The sequence below is a fragment of the Paenibacillus sp. FSL R7-0272 genome (assembly GCF_037969905.1).
GTDB classification, from domain to species: Bacteria; Bacillota; Bacilli; order Paenibacillales; family Paenibacillaceae; genus Paenibacillus; species Paenibacillus polysaccharolyticus.
Window position 1 is genome coordinate 2,721,570 of sequence record NZ_CP150221.1, and the last position, 24,203, is coordinate 2,745,772.

The window sequence follows — 24,203 nt, forward strand, 5'->3', positions numbered from 1 at the left end:
GATACGCATTTCATTGCGTTAAACATGGCAGGCTCCGGTAGAGTGAGCAGGGGTCCGATTGCTATTTTGATATGGCAGATTTATTATAGAAGAGGTGCAACAAGATTACATACACATAGAGGAGGAAACTGTAATGAGTGAATCAAAACGCTTGCTCGTACTAGTCGGCTCTTATGCCGAAGCGGAAAATGAGGGCATTTACGCATATGAATTAAATGAGGATACAGGCAGTCTGGCGAAGCTGGACAGCATTGCGGGCGTGAAAAACCCGACGTTTGTTAACGTGGATGCGCAAGCAAACAAGCTATATGCGATTGGTGAAACGGCGTCTGCCGAGGGCAATAAAATGTCTGAAGCGGTAGCACTGAGCGTAGATCCTGCGACGGGTAAATTGACTTTGCTCAATCGCAAAGACTCCATCTCTGCTCCGCCATGCCACATTCAGCGTGACCCTTCCGGTAAATATTTGATCCTGTCCAGCTATCACGGTGGATTGGTAGGACTTCAAGCCCTTACAGACAATGGTGAAGTTGGAGCACTTCTGGACGAGAAGAAACATGAAGGACACGGGGCACATCCTGAGCGTCAGGACAAGCCACATGTGCACTCGGCATTCTTCAGCCCGGATGGTAAATATATGATGGTACAGGATTTGGGCGCAGATAAAATTGCGATCTACTCCATTAACGCAGACACCAATGAACTGGTGCTTCACAGTGAAACGAAAACTCATCCGGGCGCAGGACCACGCCACTTGGCTTTCCATCCGAATGGTCAGTTTGCATATGTGATCAACGAAGTGGATTCGTCTGTCACATCTTACAAGTATGATGCAGCTGCGGGTACGCTCACTGAAATCTCCAATATTTCAACGCTTCCTGACGGCTATGACGGCACTGAGAATACTACTGCTGAGATTACGGTTTCGAACGATGGCCGTTTTGTATATGGTTCCAACCGTGGACATGACAGCATCGTCGTATTTGCAGTAGATGCAGACAAAGGTCATCTGACCCTGGTAGAGCATGTCTCCGCAGAAGGACAGCACCCGCGTCATTTCGCATTGACACCGAATGGTAAACTGTTGATTGCGGCTAACCGTGATACAAACAACATGGTTACCTTTACAGTAGATCAGGAGAGCGGTCGCCTGAAATACACAGGTCACAGCACAGGCGTATCCAAGCCGGTATGTGTGAAACCTGTATATCTGTAATAGGCCGATGGATAAATAGATAGGAACATACAGCGCGTACTCTGCTATGAAAAATCAAGAAGAACCTTGCCTGAAAAGACAGGGTTCTTCTTTTTCTTTTTGATAAAAGACTTTATGAAAAGTGAATAACATCCATTGTAAGAAACCTACATCATTGATGTCGTACAAACAATACGCTGTTCGTAAATAGCACTGACTGTAGAATAGATGAAGATAGATGTATCTCAAGATAGGATTCGTATAACAACGTCAAATATCCATTAGTTTCGTCCAAGTAACTACCTCACTTGAAAGTGCGTACTTCCTGAATGGATAGTCAGGCTCTACAATGAACTAGCAACCACCATTACGAGATGCTGGCCTCAGCAACGGATCATTGGCGGTAAAAATAAACATTTGGATCTATATAAGTTGAACTATTTTTTACACGTTAACGGAGAGGACAAAAAAAACCTGGTAAAGCGAAGCGTTCGCCTTTATCACCGGATTTTTCCCTTTGGAAAAGGGAATCAAAAAAATCTGGGGATAACAGCGATTGGAAGGTTCTTCTGTCATCGGAGTGGACTGTGTAAATCTTTATTTCAACTTATACAGCATCATTAATCAACCTCAAATACAAAGGAGATATAAAACATGAAATTACAACTCGCACTTGATTTGGTTAACATCCCGGAAGGTATCGCACTGGTTAAAGAAGTGGAACAATATATTGATATCGTTGAGATCGGCACACCGATTATTATCAATGAAGGATTGCATGCTGTAAAAGCAATGAAGGAAGCTTATCCTAACCTGCAAGTTCTTGCGGACCTGAAAATTATGGACGCTGGCGGATATGAAATCATGAAAGCAGCTGAAGCGGGTGCAGACTTGATCACCGTTCTGGGTGCAAGTAACGATATGACGATCAAAGGCGCTGTTGAAGAAGCGAAAAAACAAAACAAAGAAGTTCTCGTGGACATGATCAACGTGCCTAACCTGGAACAACGTGCGCGTGAAGTTGACGCTCTGGGCGTAGACTACATCTGTGTTCATACCGGGTATGACCTGCAAGCAGTTGGACAAAGTCCTTTCGAAGACCTGCAAACGATCAAAGGTGCAGTGAAAAATGCAAAAACTGCGGTTGCTGGTGGTATCAAATTGGACACATTGCCAGAAGTTGTGAAAGCACAACCTGACTTGGTCATCGTTGGTGGCGGTATTACAGGGCAAGCAGATAAAGCAGCTGTAGCATCCGAAATGCAGCGCCTTGTTCAGCAAGGGTAAGCTGATGAGTAGCAAACAATACGCCGCAGATATCCTGAAGGAACTGGAACGCACGTTAATCCAGCTTGACGATGCCGAGTTACAGGCGCTGGCAAAACAGTTGTTAGCTGCGGAACGCGTTTTTGTAGCCGGAGCGGGTCGTTCAGGTCTCATGGGAAAAGCATTCGCGATGCGATTGATGCAGATGGGACTTACCGTTTATGTCGTAGGCGAGACGGTGACGCCAGGGATCAGCTCAGCAGATTTCCTGCTGTTATGCTCTGGTTCTGGAGAGACAGGCGGGCTGGTTGCCATGGCAAGAAAGGCGAATCAAGCGGGTGCACCTGTAGGCTTAATCACAATTAAGCCGGATTCCACAATTGCACAGCTGGCACAAGTGGTCGTTCGGCTACCTGCCTCTGCAAAAGAGGATGCGGCGGGAGCCGGAGCGGATGTTACCATTCAGCCTATGGGTTCCTTGTTTGAACAATCCTTGTTGCTCAGCATGGATGCGTTGATCCTCACCATGATGGAGATGAAGGGCATGACTGGTGCAGATATGTTCAGCCGGCACGCGAATCTGGAGTAGTTCGATTGAAGTGCTCACGCGTTTAATATAGCTAAAAATGAAGTAGACCGGAATCCTGTGCTATTGCAAGGATTGCGGTCTTTTCTGTGAAAAAGATGAGCGAACTTTGCATTCGGTCCGTGCTATAGTAAAATGAAGTATTAGAGTTTGATATCGTACGAGATAAAGGGGGCTTGGAGCCATGGCGTCCGAAGTCAAAGAACGCATTAATTTAAAAGAAATCAACTGTGAAAAGGAATTAACGCTGGCGGTGATTGGTGGCAAGTGGAAACTGATTATATTGTGGCATTTGGGTCTGGAGGGCACCAAACGTTTCAGTGAGTTGAAACGCCTGATCCCCCATATCACGCAAAAGATGCTGACCAACCAGCTACGGGAGCTGGAGGAGGACAAACTGGTGGAACGCAAAGTGTACGCAGAAGTTCCGCCCCGAGTCGAATATTCACTAACGGATCATGGGCAGAGTCTAATGCCGGTGTTGCATGCGATGTATAACTGGGGTAAAAACTACGGTGAGAATGTCATCTGGAAAGCGGATGAAATGAATATCTTATAGTACGTCAATGAATATCTATAAGAATCAGAAATGAATGATCGATTAAAGAAACGTTGAGTAAACTGGACACTTCCGGTGCTTGACGTTTTTTTACTTTTCCAGCCGGATTGATTTCTGCAGATTTAAACCAAAAGTCTCATAATCAGGAGATGTCATGTATCGATTGGCAGAGTATGGTACGATGAGAGATATTGGAAATGCAAGGAGGATGACAATCAAAATGGATAAGATACATATACGTTCCGAGGTTTTGGAAGAAACAACCTGGGATTTGTCTGATTTATTTGCAACCGATGCGCAGTGGGAACAGGAACTTCTATCGCTACCGGATGCTGCTGCTGATATTGAAACATTCAAAGGTACACTGGGGCAAAGTGCGGGGCAATTGCTCGCTTGTCTTGATGCTCGTGAAGCTTTGCAGGAACGAATCGGTAAAACGGCAGCGTATGCGCGCTTAAAACAATCCGAGGACAGCACGAATCCGGTGAATATCGAGAACGCGGCTAAAGCTGGTGATATTCTGTCTAACTTGTCGTCCAGTCTGTCATTTGTCAACTCCGAGATTGTTTCGCTGCCAGAAGGCACGATAGAGAAGTATTTGAGTGAACTACCAGGTCTCAAACCGTACAAGCGTAGCCTGGAGAGACTTATTGAAGAAAAAGCTCATCGACTCTCGCCTGAAACCGAGAAAGTGCTTGCTTCACTTGGTGAAGTGCTGGATTCCCCCTATCGAATCTATCAACGCGGTAAGTTGGCGGATATGACCTTTGATGAGGTGTTTGATGGTGAGGATCAAGCACGTCCATTATCGTGGTCTTTTTACGAAAATAATTACGAGATGTCACCGGATACCAAGTTGCGTCGTTCCGCTTATGCCTCTTTTAGTGAAACGTTGAATCAATACAAAAATACCTTTGCTGAAGGATATGCTGCTGAGGTCAAAAAACAAGTGGTGTTATCCCGTCTACGTGGATATGAAGACGTGACGGACATGTTATTAGCTCCACAGCAAGTGAGCAAGGAAATGTACAATAATGTTCTTGATATTATTCAAAAAGAGCTAGCGCCGCATATGCGCAGATTGGCTGCGCTAAAAAAACGTGAGCTTGGACTCGACAAGCTGATGTTCTGTGATCTCAAGGCTCCGCTGGATGCCGAATTCAGTCCGGCGATTACCTATGATGAAGCGTGCACGTTGATCCGTGAGGCGCTGGATGTACTGGGGCCGGAATATGGGGAGATTGTTGAACGAGCCTTTAATGATCGCTGGGTAGATTACGCGGACAATGTAGGTAAATCAACTGGAGCGTTCTGTTCCTCCATCTATGGCGCGCACTCCTACATCTTAATCTCTTGGGCGAATAACATGCGCGGAGCGTTTACACTGGCGCATGAAGTGGGGCATGCGGGCCATTTTATGCTAGCTGGCAAATATCAGAGGCTTACGAATACGCGGCCGTCTCTTTATTTTATAGAAGCACCTTCGACAATGAACGAAATGTTGCTGGCGGATCATCTGTTGAATCGTTCTGAAAATCCGAGAATGCGACGTTGGGTGATTTTGCAATTGCTGAATACGTACTATCATAACTTTGTTACACATCTGCTGGAAGGCGAACTACAGCGTAGGGTGTATGCACTCGCGTCGAACGATAAGCCAATTACTGCTAAGACGTTAAGTGAGCTGAAAGGTGCGATCCTTTCCGAATTCTGGGGGCCGGAGCTGGTAGTGGACGAAGGTGCCAAGCTGACGTGGATGAGACAGCCGCATTATTATATGGGCTTGTATCCGTACACGTATGCAGCAGGTTTAACGGCGTCAACAGCAGCTGCACAGAAGATTAGAGAGGAAGGGCAACCCGCCGTGGACCGCTGGCTTGAAGCGCTCAAATCCGGGGGCAGTCTCGCACCGCAGGAATTGATGAAGCTTGCAGGTGTTGATATGTCCGGTCCTGAACCAATCCGCACTGCAGTGGCTTATGTCGGCAGTCTTGTGGACGAACTTGAACGTCTGTATTCCTGATTCGGCTCATATAGTATAGGGACAAGACAGAGCGGGTTGTCTGCCGGAACAAGAAAAGGTGTTATTTTGCGTGGGGAAAGGATCGATGCGTTATGGCGGTTACGGGCATATTTTCGTCAGTAGGCCATTTAAGTGTAGATGGCTTTGGTGGATTCGATGATATGAGTGGCGTGCCGGGTTTTGAAGGCAATCAGAGTGGTTTTTTTTCTGGGTTCAGCGAGCTTGGAGCAATGGGCACGATCGTGCCTATTTTGATCGGCATTGTGTTTCTGGTTGTGGCAGGCGGCATCGTATATGCCATCTTCTCAGGTGTGCGAACCTGGTCTTCCAACAATGCTGCAGCTGTCCTTACCTTACATTCCAAAGTCGTTACAAAACGAACGGAGGTCAGTGGTGGAAGTGGGGACAGCAGTGCAACAACGAGTTATTATGCAACCTTTGAGTTCGACAATAGGGAACGACTTGAGTTAAATGTAGGTGGTCAAATGTACGGCATGCTGGTGGAGCAGGATCGGGGCATGTTAACCTATCAGGGGACACGCTTTAAACATTTTGAACGAGATATCCAGCCTCAATTCGGCTAATCCGTATCCGGGGTGGAGAGTGGACAGTCTTATGTGTAAAAAAATAAAGCTACGGCTCCTCCCTAAAGGGAGTGAGTCGTTTTTTGTTTTGTAATAAGGAAAGCGAATTCATGGGTATTCAAACGTTTACAATGATGGTATACTCGTAAAATAAAGCAAAACAGTATTAAACAAAGAAAAACAAACAGTAATTTAATTGCGAAATAAAGATAATAGCGAATATGAAGACAATAATAACAGAAAGGCGGGAGAGCAGTGAGTGTGCTGGCTTATGATTTGGGTGCAGGAAGCGGCAGAGCGATACTCGGTCATCTGAATGATCGAGGGATCGAAACCCGTGAAATTCACCGGTTTAAAAACGAACCCGTGAAGATTGGTGACCGGATGCACTGGGATATTTTGCGGCTACATCATGAAATACTGCAGGGCTTGACGCTTATCAAACAGCAAGGTGAAGTGCCGGAGAGTTTGGGCATCGATTCTTGGGGCGTAGATTTTGGTTTGCTTGGTAGCAACGGCGAACTACTTGGTAATCCCTATCATTATCGTGACACACAGTTCAACGGTGTGATGGATACGGTTTGTCAGGAGTTAACGGCTAAGCGAGTTTTCGAGCGGACAGGGATACAGTTTTTACCTTTTAACACATTGTACCAACTCGCGGCACTTAAGCGGAGTGCTTCTCCATTGCTGCGCGAAGCGGAGCGTTTTCTAATGATCCCTGATTTATTAAGGTATTTTCTTACCGGAGAAGCGGTAAATGAGTTCACCAATGCTACAACAACACAGTTATACAATCCTGTACTTGGACAATGGGATCGTGAACTTCTCGCCCATATTGGTGTTTCCGACCAATGGTTTGGCGAAGTAGTCCTTCCGGGGAGTACTGTTGGACAATTACGCAGCAGTATATGTAATGATATCGGACTTGCGTCGATTCCCATCCTGGCTGTAGCAGAGCATGATACCGGTTCAGCTGTGGTAGCGGTCCCAGCTACGGAAACAAGCTTTGCTTATCTAAGCTGTGGAACGTGGTCCCTGATGGGTACTGAGCTGGATCAGCCCGTCATCAGTGCAGAGAGTATGGAACTGAACTTTACGAATGAAGGCGGTGCAGGCGGCACATATCGTCTGCTCAAAAACATTATGGGTCTTTGGATCCTACAGGAATGTATGCGGCAATGGGAACGGGAAGGGCGAGGAATTACCTATGGCTCATTACTCGCGAAGGCTGAGATAGCTCCGCAGTTTGCAAGCCTCTTCGACCCGGATGATGTGTTGTTTCTGCCTGCAGGCAATATGACGGAACGCATTCGTCAATATTGCCAGAAGACAGGACAGCGTGTGCCAGAGGATCAGGGCAGTATAGCCAGGGCCATTCTGGAGAGTCTTGCCTTGAAGTATAGAAGGGTGCTGGAATGGACAGAGCAACTCTCAGAGAAAACATTCGGCGGACTGCATATGGTGGGCGGCGGTATTCAGAATGAGTTATTATGCCAGTGGACAGCGAACTCTATCGGCAAGCCTGTATGGGCAGGGCCAGCGGAGGGAAGTGCAATCGGCAATATGGCTGTGCAATGGATCGCGAGCGGAACGTTTAAGGATATTTGGGAAGCGCGCCGGGCTATTCGCGATTCATTCCCGGTAAAGGAATATGAACCGCAAGACAGGTCGGCTTGGGCAGAAGCCTATGAACGATTTTTGCGAATAACGGCCTTGTCGCCGGGTACAGAAACCGGGAGTGAGGTGTAGGCATGCTCGCGGCAGAACGATATGACCGGATTGTAGAGTTAGTCAATATTAAGGGCAGCATGCGAGTATCTGAGCTTAGTGAACGTTGCCGGGTAACCGAGGAGACGATTCGCCGTGATCTGGATCGGTTAGAACAGGCTGGTCGGCTGCGCCGATCACACGGTGGAGCGGTGAGTGTCAAGGAGGATCAGCCAGAGATTCCTTACCGAATACGGGAAACGACACATGCAATGGAGAAGAAACGGATTGCTGATGCGGCATTGGCGCTAATCGTGCCGGGAGATCGCATTTTGCTGGATGCCAGTACAACAGCAGGTTATATGGCGGCGAACATGCCGGATATGCCGTTAACGGTGCTGACCAACTCGATTCAAGTTGCCACCGAACTCAGCAGTCGGGACAACATCGAGGTGATTTCTACTGGAGGGCAACTGGCTGCCCGCTCCTTATCCTTTGTTGGACCACTGGCGGAGCGTTCTCTCGAAACGTATCATGTGGACAAACTTTTTTTATCCTGCAAGGGCGTGCATCTTGAAAGCGGCAGCATCAGTGAATCCAATGAGCTTCAAGCCAGATTAAAACAGAAGATGGTAGGTATTGCAGATCAGGTGATCCTGCTGGCTGATGCGAGCAAGTTTGGCCTGAGGGCTTTCGCTCGTGTGACCGGACTGGATGAGGTGCACACGATTATTACGGATCAACCCTTGACCGAAGAGCAGATTTCCTTGTGCAGTAACTACCAATTGCTGATTCGCACAGTGTAACGATAACCAGGCGTTGACATGAAATAATTTGTTTATTGGAGTGTGTAATGATGAAAGTCTCCTTGTTTATAACCTGTCTCAGTGATGCCATATACCCCCGAGTGGGAGAGGCAATGGTTCGATTGCTGGCCGCACATGGCATTCGGCTGGAATTTCCGCAGGTGCAGACCTGTTGTGGTCAGCCCTCGTATAACAGTGGATATTGGGATGAGACCCGGGTAGCTGCCAAGACGATATTAGAAGCGTTTGATGACAGTGATTTTGTGGTCTGTCCGTCAGGTTCATGCACATATATGATTCATCATTATCCGGAGCTGTTTGTAGATGAGCCGGAATGGCTGGATAAAGCGAAACGGCTTGAGGCCAAGGCTTACGAGTTCACACAATTTCTAGTACAGGTGTTAGGAATAACAGATCTCGGTGCACATTTTCCGCATAAAGTAACCTACCACCCGTCTTGCCATGGCAGTCGTCTGCTTGGGGTGAAGGACGAACCGCTGGCCTTGCTGTCCAACGTGAAAGGGCTTGAACTCGTTCCATTACCTCATGCAGAGGATTGCTGCGGATTCGGAGGTACGTTTGCGATTAAAATGTCGGATATTTCCGGGGCGATGGTGACCGAGAAGGTGGATCATGTGAAAGAAACACAAGCCGAAGTTCTCGTTGGGCTAGACATGGCTTGTCTGATGAATATTGCGGGCAATCTGCGGCACCGAAATGAACCTGTGCGAGTGATGCATCTGGCTGAACTTTTATATGAGGGGGTGCAGACACGATGAGCCAACCTGGTGTTATGGATGAAACGGTCAAATCCCGTGCGGGTTTGGCACTGAATGATGATTTTCTCCGTAAAGCGGTCAAGTTCACAACAGAACGTTTGCGGAATGGCAAGAAAGCTGCGTCGGAAGAGCATGGCAACTGGGAAGAATGGCGGGAGCGTGGACGCCAGATTCGGTTGCATACAATCGCACATCTCGATTATTACTTGAATGAGTTCGTGAACAACGCCCGTGCGAACGGAGTGCATATTCATTTTGCAGATACTTCAGCGGAAGCGGCTTCCATTGCCCTTGATATTGCCGCCCACAAGCAAGCTACAAGTGTGGTCAAATCCAAATCCATGGTGTCCGAGGAAGTACATCTGAACCATGTGCTGGAATCTGCAGGCATAGAAGCCATTGAAACCGATCTTGGCGAATACATTATACAGCTGGCGGGTGAAGCGCCGTCCCACATCGTTATACCGGCCATTCACAAAAACAGATATCAAATTGCGGAGTTATTATCCAAGGAAGCTGGAGAGGTACTGGAACCAGATACGACGGTCCTTGCTGGATTCGTCCGCAAAAAGCTGCGCGAGAAATTTTTGGAGGCTGATATTGGTCTGACAGGTTGCAATTTTGCGATTGCGGAGACCGGTTCGATGGTGTTATTTGAAAATGAAGGCAATGCCCGTATGGTATCTACCGTGCCAAAAACACAGATTACACTTATGGGCATGGAGCGCATCATTCCGTCATGGGCAGATCTTGAAGTCATGGCAACCTTGCTGCCACGCTCTGCCACTGGACAAAAGCTCACGATGTACATGTCAGGCATTACAGGTCCTCGTCGCTCAGCAGATGCAGATGGTCCGGATGAGATGCATATCATTATCGTAGATAATGGACGATCTTTACAACTCGGAGATCCCGAGTTCCAGGAACTACTTAACTGTATTCGCTGCGGGGCATGCCTTAACGCTTGTCCGGTATATCGGCACATTGGCGGTCATGCTTACGGTGGAACCTACAGTGGACCGATTGGGGCGGTGCTGACTCCTGCATTAAACGGTAACATTGAGGAGTGGAACGATATTGCGAGCGCCTCAAGTCTGTGCGGTGCTTGTTATGAAGCTTGTCCCGTTAAGATTCCACTGCATGACATGCTTGTATATTTACGGAAACGTAAGGTGGAAGACGGACATGGAAATAAGCTGGAAACGATGGGCATGAAGGGCTTTGCGGCGGTTGCGGCAAACTCCAAACGTTTCGCTCTTGCTATTCGGCTCGGACAGATCGGACAAAAAGCAGTTGTGCGCAATAATGGTATTTCACTGAAGCTTGGCCCGCTTAAAGGCTGGAATACGTATAGAGTAGCCCCCAGTCTCGCGAAAAAGTCCTTCCGACAACAGTGGAACAGTCTGGATCAAGAGTTGAATCAGCAGCAACATACTGCTATGGATACATCTGTACGAGAGCGTATGCAACAGATTGTGCGTGATCGCGGGGAGGGAGGTTCGAAGCATGGGAAGTGAACATCAGCAATGGCTTGCATCCATGGAGGAAAAGTCAAGGCGTAGACAGGAGAAGTTCATGGACGATATCGCCACCAAGTTGAAAAGACCTAGACAGCTTCATGCACCGATCCATGCTTTTCGAGGTTCCCCGGACTTCTGGAATGAACTGGAATGGGATGAGGAACAGCGAATACAGGCGTTTACGGATAACTTTGTTAGCGTCGGTGCTCATATTGCCCGAATGTCAAATATGGAAGAAGTAGCAGGGTTTATAGGCAATAAAGCACATGAATTAAGCGCTAAATATCTAATTCGCCAGAATGAGCAAGCTCTTACGGATCTGGGACTGGAGGAACAGCTTCCCAATGTACAAGTACCCGTTTGGAACAGTGCTCCGGACGTAGACTGGCGAGCCCGAGCAGCCGAAGCGGATATCGGTGTAGTCATGGCGGATTATGCCACAGCGTACACTGGCTCAGTCACTGTCCTCTCTTCCCCGGAGAAAGGACGTTCAGTCAGCCTACTGCCGACCGTGCTGATTCTGATTATTCCGCTTGAGCGGCTGCATACAAGGCTCGGAGAGACACTGAACCGTTTTGACGAAGCAGGAAGAGCGCAGCTACCAGCAGGCATTCATTTTATTTCGGGTCCCAGCCGATCATCCGATATCGAAAATGATTTAACCATCGGAGTTCATGGCCCAGGGATTGTGTATGGTTTAATTGTCGGTTAGCCCGCTGATCTCTAGCCCGCCTGAAACGTAGAGCAATTGTAAACATAGAACTGTCCTTAAGGTAGAGTTTCTGCTGAGGACAGTTTTTGTTTTTTTTAGAAGTGAGGATGCCGAAAGAGAAACTGAGACTTTAGGGCAGTTGAAGATTGTAACTGGAAATGATATGGTAAAGATAGACATAGAGAAATGCCCATTTTTTTTACTCGGAATTGACCGAATTACGATTCTGGTCAGTTGGTTTTGGGTATGACATATTACACACTACACACACGTGAATAAAAGATGGATTCAACTGAAATCTGATTCAACGCACTATGCTTCAGGACTCATTATTTACATTTGGAGAGAAAGAAGGAGTGAGAGCTATGTCATCTATTTCAGTGCCTCAGCCCAAAACGTACGGTCCACTGGGCAATCTGCCGCAGTTGAATTTTGATGAGCCGACCCAGTCCTTGGTTAAGCTGGCAGGCGAGTATGGGCCTATTTTTCGCATGGATTACCCTGGACGAAGTGAGCTTTATATTTCAAGTGAGAAATATGTAGCCGAAGTGACGGATGAGTCCAAATTTGATAAAAGAGTATGGGCCCCGCTTGCGAAGGTACGTGCTTTTGCCGGGGATGGACTCTTTACCAGCTGGACGGACGAGCCGAACTGGAAAAAGGCACATAATGTGTTGCTTCCAAGTTTTAGTCAACGTGCGATGCAGGGTTATCATAACAAAATGGTGGATCTTGCCGTGCAACTTGTGCAGAAGTGGTCCAGACTTAATCCCGATGAAACGGTGAATGTGCCGGATGATATGACTCGTTTGACGTTAGACACCATTGGTTTATGTGGGTTTAACTATCGCTTTAACAGCTTCTACCGCGAAGAGCCACATCCATTCATTACAAGCATGGTACGTGCATTGGATGAATCCATGAGTTCGTTGCAACGTCTGCGTTTGCAGGACAAATTGATGATCAGTAAAAAGAAACAATTCGAACAGGATATCCGTTCCATGTTCTCGCTAGTGGATCACATCATTGCAGAGCGTAAAGCGCAGCCTCAGGAAGGGGCAGATGATCTGCTCTCTCACATGCTTAGCGGCAAGGACCCGGAGACAGGCGAAACGCTGGATGATGAAAATATCCGGTATCAGATTATTACATTTCTAATTGCAGGGCATGAAACGACGAGTGGTTTGTTATCTTTTGCCGTGTACTACCTGATGAAAAACCCGGATAAGCTCGCAAAAGCTCAGGCGGAAGCAGATGCGATTCTGAAAGACCCGGTGCCAACGTACAATCAGGTTCGTCAATTGAAATATATACGTATGGTGCTGAGTGAAGCACTACGTTTGTGGCCAACCGCGCCAGCATTTTCGTTATATGCAAAAGAAGATACAATGCTCGGCGGACAATACCCGCTTCAAAAAGGGGACAGTGTCAGTGTGCTCATTCCCAAGTTGCACCGTGACCGTGAGGCATGGGGGGATGATGTAGAGGAGTTTCGCCCTGAACGTTTCGAAGACCCAAGCAAAGTACCGCATAACGCGTATAAGCCGTTTGGCAACGGTCAACGCGCATGTATTGGTCAGCAGTTTGCGCTTCAGGAAGCGACGCTTGTGCTGGGCATGGTCCTGAAACATTTTGACTTCATCGATCATATGAATTATCAATTAAAAGTTAAAGAGACATTGACACTTAAACCCGATCAATTCATCATTCGTGTACGTGCGCGCGGAGGTCAGCCTGTGATGGCTGTACCTGGTGTGGCTATACAAGAGCCTGCTAACACAGTGAAAAAGGATGAACAAGGTGCTGTAGAAGCACACGATACTCCCTTGCTTGTACTCTACGGTTCGAATCTCGGGACGGCTGAAGGGATCGCTCGCGAAATAGCGGATACCGCGAGACACCAAGGTTTCCGCAGTGAAGTGGCTGCGCTGGATGATCGCGTCGGCAGGCTTCCTAAAGAAGGAGCTGTCATCATTGTCAGCGCATCGTATAATGGTCAGCCGCCAAGCAATGCCAGAACGTTTGTAGAGTGGATTCAGCATGCAGATCAGAAGGAATTCGAGGGCGTAAAATATACGGTTCTTGGATGCGGTGATCACAACTGGGCTAGCACGTATCAGCGAATTCCACGTTTGATTGATGAACAGCTGGCCTTACGGGGAGCCAAGCGTTTATCCTCTCTGGGAGAGTCAGATGCCAGCGGGGATTTCGAGAAGCAGGTCGAGGATTGGACGGAACAGTTATGGCCTGATCTTGCACGAACGCTGGAACTGAATCTGAATACGGGATCAAAAAGTGAACACAGCTCCCTGTCGGTACAATTTGTTAGTGGCAGAGCGGTTACTCCGCTGGTTGAAACCTATGAAGCTCATGTTGCAACCGTGCTGGAGAATCGGGAGCTTCATGATGAAGGGAGCGAGCGAAGCACAAGACATCTGGAGATTAAGCTGCCGGAGGGCATCACTTATAAGGAAGGTGACCATCTTGGCGTTCTGCCACAAAATCCACCAGAGCTTGTGGAGCGTGTGCTGCGTCGTTACGGTTTCACCGGAACAGAGCATCTGGTACTGGATGCATCGGGGAGAAGCGCGGCGCATCTGCCATTGCAACGGCCAGTGAACTTGTACGATCTGCTCAGCCACAGTGTGGAATTGCAAGAGGCCGCAACACGTGCGCAATTAAGGGAACTTGCTGCATATACGGTCTGCCCTCCACACAAGAAGGAACTTGAAGCGCTCTTGGATGAGACATCATATATGAAGGAAGTTCGTGGCAAACGGATATCCATGCTGGACTATCTGGAGAAATATGAAGCATGTGAATTGCCATTTGAACGTTTTCTTGCATTATTGCCTTCGTTGAAGGCTAGATACTATTCCATATCCAGCTCTCCGCGGGTACAAGCAGCGCAAGCGAGCATTACGGTAAGTGTCGTAAAGGCATCTGCCTGGAGTGGAAAAGGGATATATAAAGGCATTGCTTCCAATTATCTAGCTGATCTGAAGCCTGGTGACGAGGTTGTAATGTTTGTTCGTACACCGGAATCCGGCTTCCAATTGCCTGAAAGAGCAGACGTGCCGATCATTATGGTGGGTCCGGGAACAGGGGTAGCGCCGTTCCGTGGTTTCTTACAGGCGAGACATGTGATGAAGGAACAAGGCGAGCCAGTTGGTGAAGCGCATCTGTATTTTGGCTGCCGCAATCCGGCGCATGATTATTTGTACAAAAACGAGCTGGAAACTGCAGAGCAGGAGGGGCTTGTACAGCTTCATACAGCTTTCTCCAGGATTCAAGGGGAAGACAAATGTTATGTGCAACATCGGATGAAAGAGGATGCACATCTGTTAATTCCTTTGCTGGTAAACGGGGCGCATCTATACATCTGCGGAGATGGCAGTAAAATGGCTCCTCATGTAGAAATAACGCTAAAACAGGCTTATGCAGATACTCAAGGTAAGACGGTAGAAGAGGCAGAAGCCTGGCTTAATCAGCTTCAAGAGCAAGGTCGTTATGCCAAGGATGTCTGGACAGGCATTTGATTGGATGGAGCGAACGCGTTCTAAGATTTGAATAAATACAGCAAGCATGCGTAGCAATGTGCGCATCTAGCCTCGCGGTGAGAAGCGGAGACAACCGATTCTCACCGTTTTTTTCTCATGGGCTTGTTGATTAGTTATCTAACTTGAGCAGTTCTTTCAACTCGATCTGATCTATCTACGACGGATACAACCACGTTTCCGCTTCAAGGTTCGCTTGAGAGGGCGATAGATGGACTCCACGCTGGAAAGCGGAAACAGAATACGTGAAGGAACTCTGCCTTTGCCTTGCAGCTCAATATAATTGAGTCCAACGCCAACCAGTCTAATATTTCGGAATGAATTGCGGGAAGGAAATGTTGTACGAATGCCAACCCGAATCCCTCGCTGTGTACGTGGAACGTTGAACACACGAATGGAATTCAGGCTTAGCGGAATAAATAATTGATGATTGATTTTGACAAAATTACGAGGGAATACCCGACGGATGCGTCCAGGCTCCAGACCGGAACGCGGGGCGTTAAGCTCAGCAAGATGTCCCTGGAATTGGGCCAACCGTTGCTGGAGTGTTTTGCCTGTACGAAGATGTTGCCAGCTCATAATTTATCCTCCGTTCATCATTTATACCTAGTATATGAACGGAGCAAGGAGGAAGGTGAATACTTGACAGCCCATGTTGATGCCGGGGTGCAACGTACGTGAGATGTACGATGGGATGTGAAATAGAATGTGCAATGAAATGAAAATCAGAAAAGGCATCAGATTAAAGATACAAGGTCTCTATCTGATGCCTATTTACATGCACTTTATTAGAATTGCACCAGAGTATCCACTTTAACGGGAAGGCCTGTTGCAATCGCACGATTGGCTGCAATGCCTGTCAAAATCGAGCGGGCGCCATCCACATGATTGGCTGCACGATGGAACGGATCTTCTGATGGTGCGCCGAACAGATCATTGAGCAGTACAGGGTCTCCTCCGCCATGGCCGCCTTCCTTTTCCTCGACTTCAACGTCATAAGGTGAGCCGAACATCGGAAGTACACGCAGTGTTTTGCCAATCAAAGCGCCTTCCTTGCTTTTGTCACCCAGGGAATTGACGTAGGATTGTTCGATAATGCTCATTTCGATACGGCCTTTAGTGCCGTTGATCGCAATGCGGTAACCTTCCCACGGCTGATAAGCAACAAGGGAGTACGTCAAGATTGCCTTGTTCCGATATTGGACAAGAACACCCATCGTATCTTCAATGTTGATTCCTTCACCAAATACACTTTGATCCCGCTGGTATCCATCTTCAGTCTCGGCATCCAGATACATCGATTTCAGGTGGTCATCAGAATCCAGATGCAGTGCAAATGGATCATCCTGTGCGAGCGGATTACCTGTAGCACGGTTGTAGAATTGAGTAACCCCGCGATCCTCGGCATTTTCTCTGCCGTAGAACATCAAATCTCCAAACGCAAAGACAGTATCTGGCTGTGAGCCAATCCAGAAGTTTACGAGATCGAAGTGATGCGTCGATTTGTGAACCAGCAGACCTCCACTATTACGCTTATCCCGGTGCCAGCGGCGGAAATAGTCCGCACCGTGACGGGTATTCAGTAGCCATTCGAAATGCACAGAAGTCACTTTGCCGATGGTATCGTTCAGAATAAGCTCGCGTATTTTCGTGTGATGCGGTGCATAACGATAGTTGAATGTCACGCGTACGTTCTGTCCGGTACGTTTCACAGCATCCAGAATGTCCTGACATTTCTCTTCATTGATAGTCATCGGTTTCTCCGTAACAACGTCACAGCCGAGTTCCATTGCTCGAATGATGTATTTATGGTGAGTCCGATCCACGCTTGTCACGATAACGTAGTCGGGCTTCTCGTTCTCAATCATCTGGTCAAACTGATCTGCCAGGTATGTAGGCACCTCAGCATAGTTATATTTTTCTCGCAGCAACTTATTCGCATAGTTCATACGTACTTGATTGATATCACAAAAGCCGACAAGTTCGGAAGTTGCGCTAAAATCCCGGGTCAAAGCACCATAGAAAAATTCAGCACGACCACCAGTTCCGACTAATACATAACGTTTTTTGTTCCCCACGTATATCGCCTCCTTGAATGTAGGTTTAGACTATAACAAAGGAGCACTTCTTTCACCGCATTTTATGCGTAACCGCTTTCAAACGCCGCATATTTTGCTATAATTGTGAAAAAGGAGAGAGTGACATGACCGAAGCCATTCGTGCAGATTATCATGATGCAACGGATTTATTACATATGGAATACGATCGCCGGATCGGATATTACTCTATGCCTAATGATCATTTTCATGACCATTATGAGTTGTATTATTTACTTTCTGGGGAGCGCATTTATTTTATCAAAGATCGTTCGTATCTGGTCAAAGCAGGTGACTTGGTATTTGTAGACCGCAATACGGTGCACAAAACACTGGAAAGTGGAATGCCGGACCACGAACGAATTGTGCTGTATCTGCAACCTGAACTGTTTGCCGCTATGGCGGTCACGAGTGAGCTCACAGAAGGGTTAACGGAGCCTTTTCGCTGGGACATACCGATTGTGAGATTCCCCGCTCAGGTCGCCAAGGTGACAGAGGAGATTGTGGCAGAGATGGTCCGAGAAATGCGTAATCCCGATGATGGGAGTGGAATGCTGCTACGTCACCGTGCGCTGGAGCTGTTACTACACACGTACCGTCACCGTCATCTGGCACGTATACAGTCGGATGATCAGGCCCCTGTCCTTCACCCCAAGATTCAGGTCGTTGTCCGTTATCTGAATGAAAATTATCAGAATCCGGTTACGCTGCCGGAGGTGGCAGACAAGTTTAGGATTAGTCCTCATTATCTAAGTAGGTTGTTCAAACAAACGACGGGTTTTACATTTAGCGATTATCTCAATTTACTGCGAGTGAAGGAGGCCCAGCGGTTACTGCGTGAGAGTGAAGAGTCGGTGACCGATATTGCTTTGCTGGCGGGATTCGGCAATTTTTCGCATTTTGGCAAGATGTTCAAACGCTCGGTTCAGATGTCGCCAAGGACGTACAGGCAGGAGTACAATGGACGGGATGGAATTAAAAAAACACAAACAACAATAAACTGATGAGTTAACTATAGTGAGGTAGGGAAAGAATTCAACGAATGCATGACTAAAATAGAGAAGGAGCCTGATGATGAACATAATCGAAGCCAGACTACAGGAACTAGGAATCACGCTACCGCAATCCAGTTCTCCTGCGGGGAAATATGCGAATGCTGTCATTGTAAATGGCATGATGTATGTATCAGGAAAAGGACCGGCTACGGATGAGCGCGGCAAGCTTGGCGTGGAATTTACGACAGAACAGGGATATGATTTTGCCCGGAATGCAGGACTTGAGGTGCTCGCGGTTGTTCGTGACGTGCTAGGTTCGCTTGATCGGGTTAAAAGGGTAGTTAAAGTGCAAGGATTCATCAACGCTTCTGCTTCCTATCAGGAGCATCATAAGGTGCTGAATGGGTTCTCGGATCTGATGATCGACGTTTTTGGAGAAGAACAGGGAATGCATGCCCGCTCTGTTCTCGGGGCCGTTTCTGTCAGAGATCAGCTACCGCTAATTATTGATTCGATCTTTCAGGTGGAGGAATAGATTTATGACAGATTATGGTGCGGTTGATCCCGTGATGCTTGAATTTCCGGAGAGCTTTGATACGGAACGTCTTACGATTCGCTCACCGCAGTGGGGTGATGGCGCAGATGTTAATGAAGCCCTTCGGGAAAGTGTGGAAGAGCTACGGCCGTGGTTACCTTTTGCAGAGAACATTCCTACATTAGAGGAGTCAGAAGCATCTGTACGTAAAGCCAGACTACGATTTTTGGAACGCAGTGACCTCATGTTACACTTACGCGATAAAGCTACAGATGAGTTTGTGGGCAGTAGCGGTCTGCACCGGATGGACTGGAATGCCCGCTCTTTCGAGATTGGTTACTGGGTGCGGACCTCCCGGTCGGGCGAAGGTTTGGTTACAGAGGCCGTGCGGGGGATCGAACAGTTTGCTATAGTACATCTGCAGGCCAATCGGCTTGAAATTCGTTGTGATGCCCGAAATGTTCGCAGTGCCAGTGTAGCTAAACGGCTCGGTTACACACAAGAAGGAATATTGCGAAGGATAAAACGAGATCGCACAGATGCATGGGTAGATATGATCATTTTTTCCAAAGTCAGAGGCATTGAGTTTGATTAGCAAAAAATCTCACGTACTCAGGGGGATAAGCAGATGAAGCTGATTGGGCAAGGAAGAACGGCGGAAATTTATCATTATGCAGATGATCTTATTTTAAAATTATACCGGACAGGGTTCTCAGGAGAAGCGGTACAGAATGAATATCGCATGAGTCAGTGGGTATATGACAAGGGGTTGCCCGTTCCTCGAGCTGTGAAACAACTGTATCATGCTACACGTACGGGTATTGTATTTGAGCGGTTTGAGGGAACAACATTGTTATCGCTGATGATTCAGCAACCGGAATTGCTGGAACATCTATCCTACATCATGGCGGCAACTCATTATAAAGTGCACATGGTACAGGATGAGGGTAACTTATTGCCTTCTCAGAAAAAAATTCTGGAGCACGCGATGCTGCGCGTATCGCTCTTCTCCGATCTTGAACACGAACGACTGATTCACCATTTGTCCGTATTGCCTGAACAACGGGCGATTTGCCATGGTGATTATCATCCTGATAATGTAATGCTAAGCAAGGGCGGAGAACAACATTGTGTCATAGACTGGATGACTGGCATGGCAGGTGATCCTGCGGGTGATGTGGCCAGGACATGGGTAATATTAAAGAGCGGCAAGCTGCCGGACGATGCGGAACCTGCGATTCGAGAAGGATTCGAGCGAGCTCGGAATTTGATATTGGAGCAGTATATAGCGCATTACGTCGCTCTTTCCGGGATCACGCGTGAGCAGATCGATGCCTGGATGATACCTGTCGCTGCGGCACGTTTGGACGAAAGCTTGCCTTTCTCGGAAGAGGAGTATCTCCTTCAGTTTGTGCGGGACAGACTGCGCTTGCTGGATGAAACGGTTCATACAACATCATGAAAATAAAGAGGGTGGAGAATCCATGCTGCACGCGCTGGAAGTGATTCAACGTTATAAATCAGGAAAGACCCAACAACAACATTTGCAAAAAGAGCAACAAGAGCCGCAATGGTTACAATGGTTAGTCGCGGCGGAGAAGCCGCGAATTAATCTGGAGCGTATTCACTCCATTGCCGAACTTCAGAAGACGAATGCGGTATTGGATTACACCGAACGCACACTTCACATGCTGGATGGAATGCAACTTTCGTTCTGGATTCGGGAACTGCTGGAAGAGGTGCTGGCCTGGTCGGAAACCGCAAAAGGGGGTTCACTAGAACAGCGCAGAACGTGGCAACAGCAAGGAATTAACCTGTTTGTACATAATATTGGCTCGGCTCAGCTATATCATCGATATACTACAGAGCAAGAAAATGGACTGGAATCGGCAGCTTCGCCGAGACAGGAGATCATTCGTATTTTAATATCAACACATGGACTGATTGGGCAATACATACGGGGGGAAATTCCGTACGCTGAGAATACACCGTTGCGTGCTTTGATTTCTGAAGGCTGGGTTACTGGTGGTGAACTTCGTATTCTGTTAATGGCTCTGAACCAATGTATTATTGGAGCGGTTGATTCTGGTCTTTGGGAGCAGGTTCAGGATGAAGTAGAGCAAATTGTGGACTGGATTGTGTCAGGAACGGAACATACAGATTGGAGCGTGAAGGAGCGATTATCTCGCCTAAGAAGTAATTCAATCCGGCAAGGTGAGGCGATGGATGAAACGTATGCCAAGCTGAAACAACAGTTTCCTGTGGAGCAACAACTGTCTGCTCTTGCTTCACGTACATTGTGGTATGTGGAGTCAGCCATGCGGGATTTTTCGTTGGAAGAGATGGTCAAGGTGTTTTTACTTGCACTTCATAGCGAAGAGTGGGAGAAGGAAAGAGAGGGGCATTCAAAGGACTCTTCATTGACCTCTATACGTCATATCAGCTTTGAACCGTTAATGAACACGATGTATTACGACTATAAGGGTGTCAAAAAGCTAAATATTTACAAGAAACGTATGATTGAAAAATATCTGGAGCAGTATTCATGGGAACAGATTACCGCTGGCGAGCAGATGCCTTATCCGCATCTGGGGCATCGGATTGAGCGGTATCCCGATCTGCCCGATACGTTGTTTGTAACCTTTGAATTCTCGCCTGCGGCCGAGAAATTGATTGCTTTTTGCATTGAAGCAGAGAAATCTCCGTTGTACGAACAGGCGGTACTGCTTTTATTTGATCTGTTTGGCCTGCGACGGGATGCGTATGATCGGTTCCACAACGAGGAGACGTACCTTTCGGATATGAATAGCTCGGGAGACTACAAAAAAGTGCTCCTTGACTATATGGTGGGCAAACGTGTGCTTGATATCGGCCCGGGTGGCGGTGTGTTGCTGGATTTGATTGAGCAGGAGAAATCCGAGGTTGAAGCGATCGGCATCGATATTTCGGCCAACGTGATCGAAGCGCTGGAACGCAAGAAGCAACGGGAGTCCCATCGCTGGCATGTGATGAAAGGGGATGCCCTGCAACTGGATCAGTATGTGGAGCCGGGAACAGTGGATACGGTGATCTTTTCCTCTATCCTGCATGAGTTGTATTCGTATATTGAGCGTGACGGACGCAGATTTAATACTGATACGGTGGCGGCTGCGTTGCAAAGTGCTTTTCAGGTGCTCTCGCCGGGCGGAAGAATCCTTATTCGGGATGGTATTATGAGTGAACCGGAGTCACAGAAACGACGAATTCGATTCATGGAGCCGGACGGGTTAAGCTGGCTGGAACGTTATGCAACTGACTTTAAAGGGCGCGGGATCAGTTACGAGCGTCTATCCGATGATGAGGTGATTATGCCAATTAATGATGCGATGGAGTTTCTGTACACGTATACCTGGGGGGAGGAAGCCTATGTGCATGAAGTTCAGGAGCAGTTTGGTATATTCACACCGCAAGCCTATGAGAAATGCATACGCGACACGTTAGGGGAGCAAGCGGATATCATCATGCTACGTCATTTCCTGCAAGAAGGGTATACCGAAGCTTTGGCAGATCGGATTATTTTTATGGATGAGAAGGGTAAACCTGTCTCCTTGCCTGACAGCACCTGTCTGATTGTGATCGAGAAGAAGGGCGGAGTAGATGCATGAGCGTAGAAGCTTATACAAGCTTGTATTTTGTACGACATGCAGAATCCAGGTTCATCGAAGGTCAGGAGCGCGAGCGTGGACTGACTGAACAGGGGGATTTGGACGCGGAAAAGGTCGCTCAGCTTTTGCATAAAGAGGACGTGGAGGTTTTTTGCTCCAGTCCTTATCTTAGGGCTGTGTATACCATTCAGCGTCTGGCTGACTCGTGCGGGAAGTCTGTATTCATTGAGGAAGACTTACGTGAGCGTACGCTGTCTTATTCCCACGTAAAACATGATGATTTTCATGAAGCCAAGCGGCAGTTGTATGACGATATTACGTTTGCTTTTCCAGGTGGAGAGTCTGGCATTCAGGCTCAGAAGAGAGCCGTTAACACGATTGAACAAATGTTGGACGAGCACAGGGGAAAAAAGATCGTAATCGGTACGCATGGTGATATCATGACCCTTATTTTTCAGCATTATAATCCGAGTTATGGTTTCGATTTTTGGAAGGGCACGACGATGCCGGATATCTACAGGATGGATTTGGATCAAGCTGACAAGATGCTTCAGATTACACGAATGTGGGAGTGAAAGATGTGAAAATCACGTTTTTGCCGGGTACATATACGGTGGACGAGCTAAATGTGACACCGTTACAGGATAGAACATACTACATATTCGATCTGGAAGGAACAGGTATTGATGTAGCTGTGGAGAGTGTCACTCAGTTTGGTGCAGTACGCTACAAAAGGAACGAGGGAGCTAGTGAATCCAGTTTCTGTTCTCTAGTTCGGGCATCCAAACCGATTCCGGCAGCGGTGGAGAAACTCACTGGTATTACGAATCAAGCGATGTCACACGCTCCGCTTTTTAGAGAGGTTTACGAGCGATTCTGCAGCTTTATCGGAGATCAAGTGCTCGTGACTCATGCGGGATACGAATATGATCTGCCCATGCTGGAGCGTCATTGTCAAGAATTCGGGTTAACCATGTTTACTAACAAGGTACTGGATACCAAAGCGATGTTCACATATATTCATCCCGAGGTAACAGATGTAGTTTCAACCGATTTTCTTATCGCATATTACGACCTGAATACAGAAGGTATTCACAGACATGATGCGCTGGCGGATTGTGGCATTATTGCTCGTATCTTCGAATGTGTACTCGAAGAATATGAGGAGCGGGGATTAGATCATTTTATAGCAGATCCTAGTAAATACATGAAGCGGTTTGTCATACCTGAGATGTATTTGAAGAAAGAGTATAAGGGAGTGACGGAATGAGCAGAAGCGATGTAAGCAAGTTATTGCAAGATTTGAAGGAAGGACGCTTGCTGGACGAACGGAATTTTGAAGGACTGGATGTAGATGCATATCTGGACAAACGTGATGAAGACCCTTTTGCAGATGAGTGGATGCAGGCCTATGAACGTTATGCCGGGGACTCGACCGTTGCCGAAGATGAAGTGTTGCGACAGATCAGGGAGACTGCATTTAAACGAACACTATCCTTGACAGGTGAACCGGAGTTAGCTGGCTATGTCAGCGATGATTTTGGATTGATCGGTTGTTACTTGCTACAAGGTGGCGAGCAAAATGGGTTTATGGAACGGTTGTATGAGGGTTACGTTAAGGCGTAGGGAGATTAGG

At 47.5% G+C, this 24,203-nt stretch carries 22 protein-coding genes; 20 read left to right on the forward strand and 2 right to left on the reverse strand.

The annotated features are described in order from the left end of the window. Positions 1–133: 133 nt before the first annotated feature. From MKY23_RS12245 to MKY23_RS12300, 12 genes are all read left to right on the forward strand, one after another. Positions 134–1,216: a lactonase family protein gene (locus MKY23_RS12245; protein WP_339838334.1), complete on the forward strand. Its 1,083-nt coding sequence runs from the start codon at positions 134–136 to the stop codon at positions 1,214–1,216. A 633-nt stretch (positions 1,217–1,849) separates the two neighbouring features. Next, positions 1,850–2,482, forward strand: coding sequence for a 3-hexulose-6-phosphate synthase (hxlA, locus tag MKY23_RS12250; RefSeq protein ID WP_090920812.1), 633 nt, complete (start codon positions 1,850–1,852; stop codon positions 2,480–2,482). A gap of 4 nt (positions 2,483–2,486) precedes the next feature. Further along, positions 2,487–3,050, forward strand: a complete 564-nt coding sequence (hxlB, locus tag MKY23_RS12255) for a 6-phospho-3-hexuloisomerase (RefSeq protein WP_339838340.1) — start codon at positions 2,487–2,489, stop codon at positions 3,048–3,050. Between the two features lie 181 nt (positions 3,051–3,231). Further along, positions 3,232–3,606 carry a helix-turn-helix domain-containing protein gene (locus tag MKY23_RS12260; protein WP_145330144.1) on the forward strand — a complete coding sequence of 125 codons (375 nt, stop codon included), beginning with the start codon at positions 3,232–3,234 and terminating at the stop codon, positions 3,604–3,606. A gap of 220 nt (positions 3,607–3,826) precedes the next feature. Further along, positions 3,827–5,629 carry an oligoendopeptidase F gene (gene pepF, locus MKY23_RS12265; RefSeq protein WP_339838345.1) on the forward strand — a complete coding sequence of 601 codons (1,803 nt, stop codon included), beginning with the start codon at positions 3,827–3,829 and terminating at the stop codon, positions 5,627–5,629. 92 nt (positions 5,630–5,721) lie between these two features. Next, the gene (locus MKY23_RS12270; RefSeq protein ID WP_339838348.1) at positions 5,722–6,213 is read left to right on the forward strand and encodes a DUF2500 domain-containing protein; all 492 of its coding nucleotides are present in this window, start codon (positions 5,722–5,724) and stop codon (positions 6,211–6,213) included. Between the two features lie 255 nt (positions 6,214–6,468). After that, complete coding sequence (locus tag MKY23_RS12275) at positions 6,469–7,965, forward strand: rhamnulokinase family protein (RefSeq protein ID WP_339838350.1); 1,497 nt, start codon at positions 6,469–6,471, stop codon at positions 7,963–7,965. Positions 7,966–7,967: 2 nt separating this feature from the next. After that, positions 7,968–8,729 (forward strand): DeoR/GlpR family DNA-binding transcription regulator, encoded by a 762-nt coding sequence (locus MKY23_RS12280; RefSeq protein WP_154958826.1) that lies wholly within the window; start codon positions 7,968–7,970, stop codon positions 8,727–8,729. A 50-nt stretch (positions 8,730–8,779) separates the two neighbouring features. Then, positions 8,780–9,508, forward strand: coding sequence for a (Fe-S)-binding protein (locus MKY23_RS12285; protein WP_154887353.1), 729 nt, complete (start codon positions 8,780–8,782; stop codon positions 9,506–9,508). After that, positions 9,505–11,025 carry a LutB/LldF family L-lactate oxidation iron-sulfur protein gene (locus tag MKY23_RS12290; RefSeq protein ID WP_339838354.1) on the forward strand — a complete coding sequence of 507 codons (1,521 nt, stop codon included), beginning with the start codon at positions 9,505–9,507 and terminating at the stop codon, positions 11,023–11,025. The genes MKY23_RS12285 and MKY23_RS12290 overlap by 4 nt, the downstream gene beginning before the upstream one ends. Then, entirely contained in the window at positions 11,015–11,740 is a 726-nt protein-coding gene (locus MKY23_RS12295; RefSeq protein ID WP_339838358.1) for an LUD domain-containing protein, read from the forward strand. Before MKY23_RS12290 ends, MKY23_RS12295 begins: the two co-directional genes overlap by 11 nt. A gap of 365 nt (positions 11,741–12,105) precedes the next feature. Beyond that, positions 12,106–15,279, forward strand: a complete 3,174-nt coding sequence (locus MKY23_RS12300; protein ID WP_339838361.1) for a bifunctional cytochrome P450/NADPH--P450 reductase — start codon at positions 12,106–12,108, stop codon at positions 15,277–15,279. 171 nt (positions 15,280–15,450) lie between these two features. Here MKY23_RS12300 and MKY23_RS12305 read toward each other — a convergent pair whose 3' ends face one another. Both MKY23_RS12305 and MKY23_RS12310 read right to left on the reverse strand, forming a co-directional pair. Beyond that, the gene (locus MKY23_RS12305; RefSeq protein ID WP_339838364.1) at positions 15,451–15,876 is read right to left on the reverse strand and encodes a hypothetical protein; all 426 of its coding nucleotides are present in this window, start codon (positions 15,874–15,876) and stop codon (positions 15,451–15,453) included. 209 nt (positions 15,877–16,085) lie between these two features. Then, entirely contained in the window at positions 16,086–17,375 is a 1,290-nt protein-coding gene (locus tag MKY23_RS12310; protein ID WP_090920758.1) for a Gfo/Idh/MocA family oxidoreductase, read from the reverse strand. Between the two features lie 125 nt (positions 17,376–17,500). Here MKY23_RS12310 and MKY23_RS12315 point away from each other — a divergent pair, with 125 nt between their 5' ends. The 8 genes from MKY23_RS12315 (at position 17,501) to MKY23_RS12350 (ending at position 24,193) form a co-directional block, all read left to right on the forward strand. After that, entirely contained in the window at positions 17,501–18,397 is an 897-nt protein-coding gene (locus tag MKY23_RS12315; RefSeq protein WP_339838367.1) for an AraC family transcriptional regulator, read from the forward strand. Positions 18,398–18,464: 67 nt separating this feature from the next. Continuing rightward, positions 18,465–18,923 (forward strand): RidA family protein, encoded by a 459-nt coding sequence (locus MKY23_RS12320; protein ID WP_154958821.1) that lies wholly within the window; start codon positions 18,465–18,467, stop codon positions 18,921–18,923. A 4-nt stretch (positions 18,924–18,927) separates the two neighbouring features. After that, positions 18,928–19,518, forward strand: a complete 591-nt coding sequence (locus MKY23_RS12325) for a GNAT family N-acetyltransferase (RefSeq protein WP_339838372.1) — start codon at positions 18,928–18,930, stop codon at positions 19,516–19,518. Positions 19,519–19,551: 33 nt separating this feature from the next. Further along, positions 19,552–20,385 (forward strand): aminoglycoside phosphotransferase family protein, encoded by an 834-nt coding sequence (locus MKY23_RS12330; protein WP_339838376.1) that lies wholly within the window; start codon positions 19,552–19,554, stop codon positions 20,383–20,385. 22 nt (positions 20,386–20,407) lie between these two features. Further along, positions 20,408–22,567: a class I SAM-dependent methyltransferase gene (locus MKY23_RS12335; protein ID WP_339839393.1), complete on the forward strand. Its 2,160-nt coding sequence runs from the start codon at positions 20,408–20,410 to the stop codon at positions 22,565–22,567. Further along, positions 22,564–23,142, forward strand: a complete 579-nt coding sequence (locus MKY23_RS12340; protein ID WP_339838379.1) for a histidine phosphatase family protein — start codon at positions 22,564–22,566, stop codon at positions 23,140–23,142. Before MKY23_RS12335 ends, MKY23_RS12340 begins: the two co-directional genes overlap by 4 nt. Before the next feature lie 5 nt (positions 23,143–23,147). Further along, the gene (locus MKY23_RS12345) at positions 23,148–23,837 is read left to right on the forward strand and encodes a 3'-5' exonuclease (RefSeq protein WP_339838382.1); all 690 of its coding nucleotides are present in this window, start codon (positions 23,148–23,150) and stop codon (positions 23,835–23,837) included. Further along, on the forward strand, positions 23,834–24,193 hold the full coding sequence (locus tag MKY23_RS12350; protein WP_339838385.1) for a hypothetical protein: 360 nt from the start codon (positions 23,834–23,836) through the stop codon (positions 24,191–24,193). The genes MKY23_RS12345 and MKY23_RS12350 overlap by 4 nt, the downstream gene beginning before the upstream one ends. Positions 24,194–24,203 lie beyond the last annotated feature (10 nt).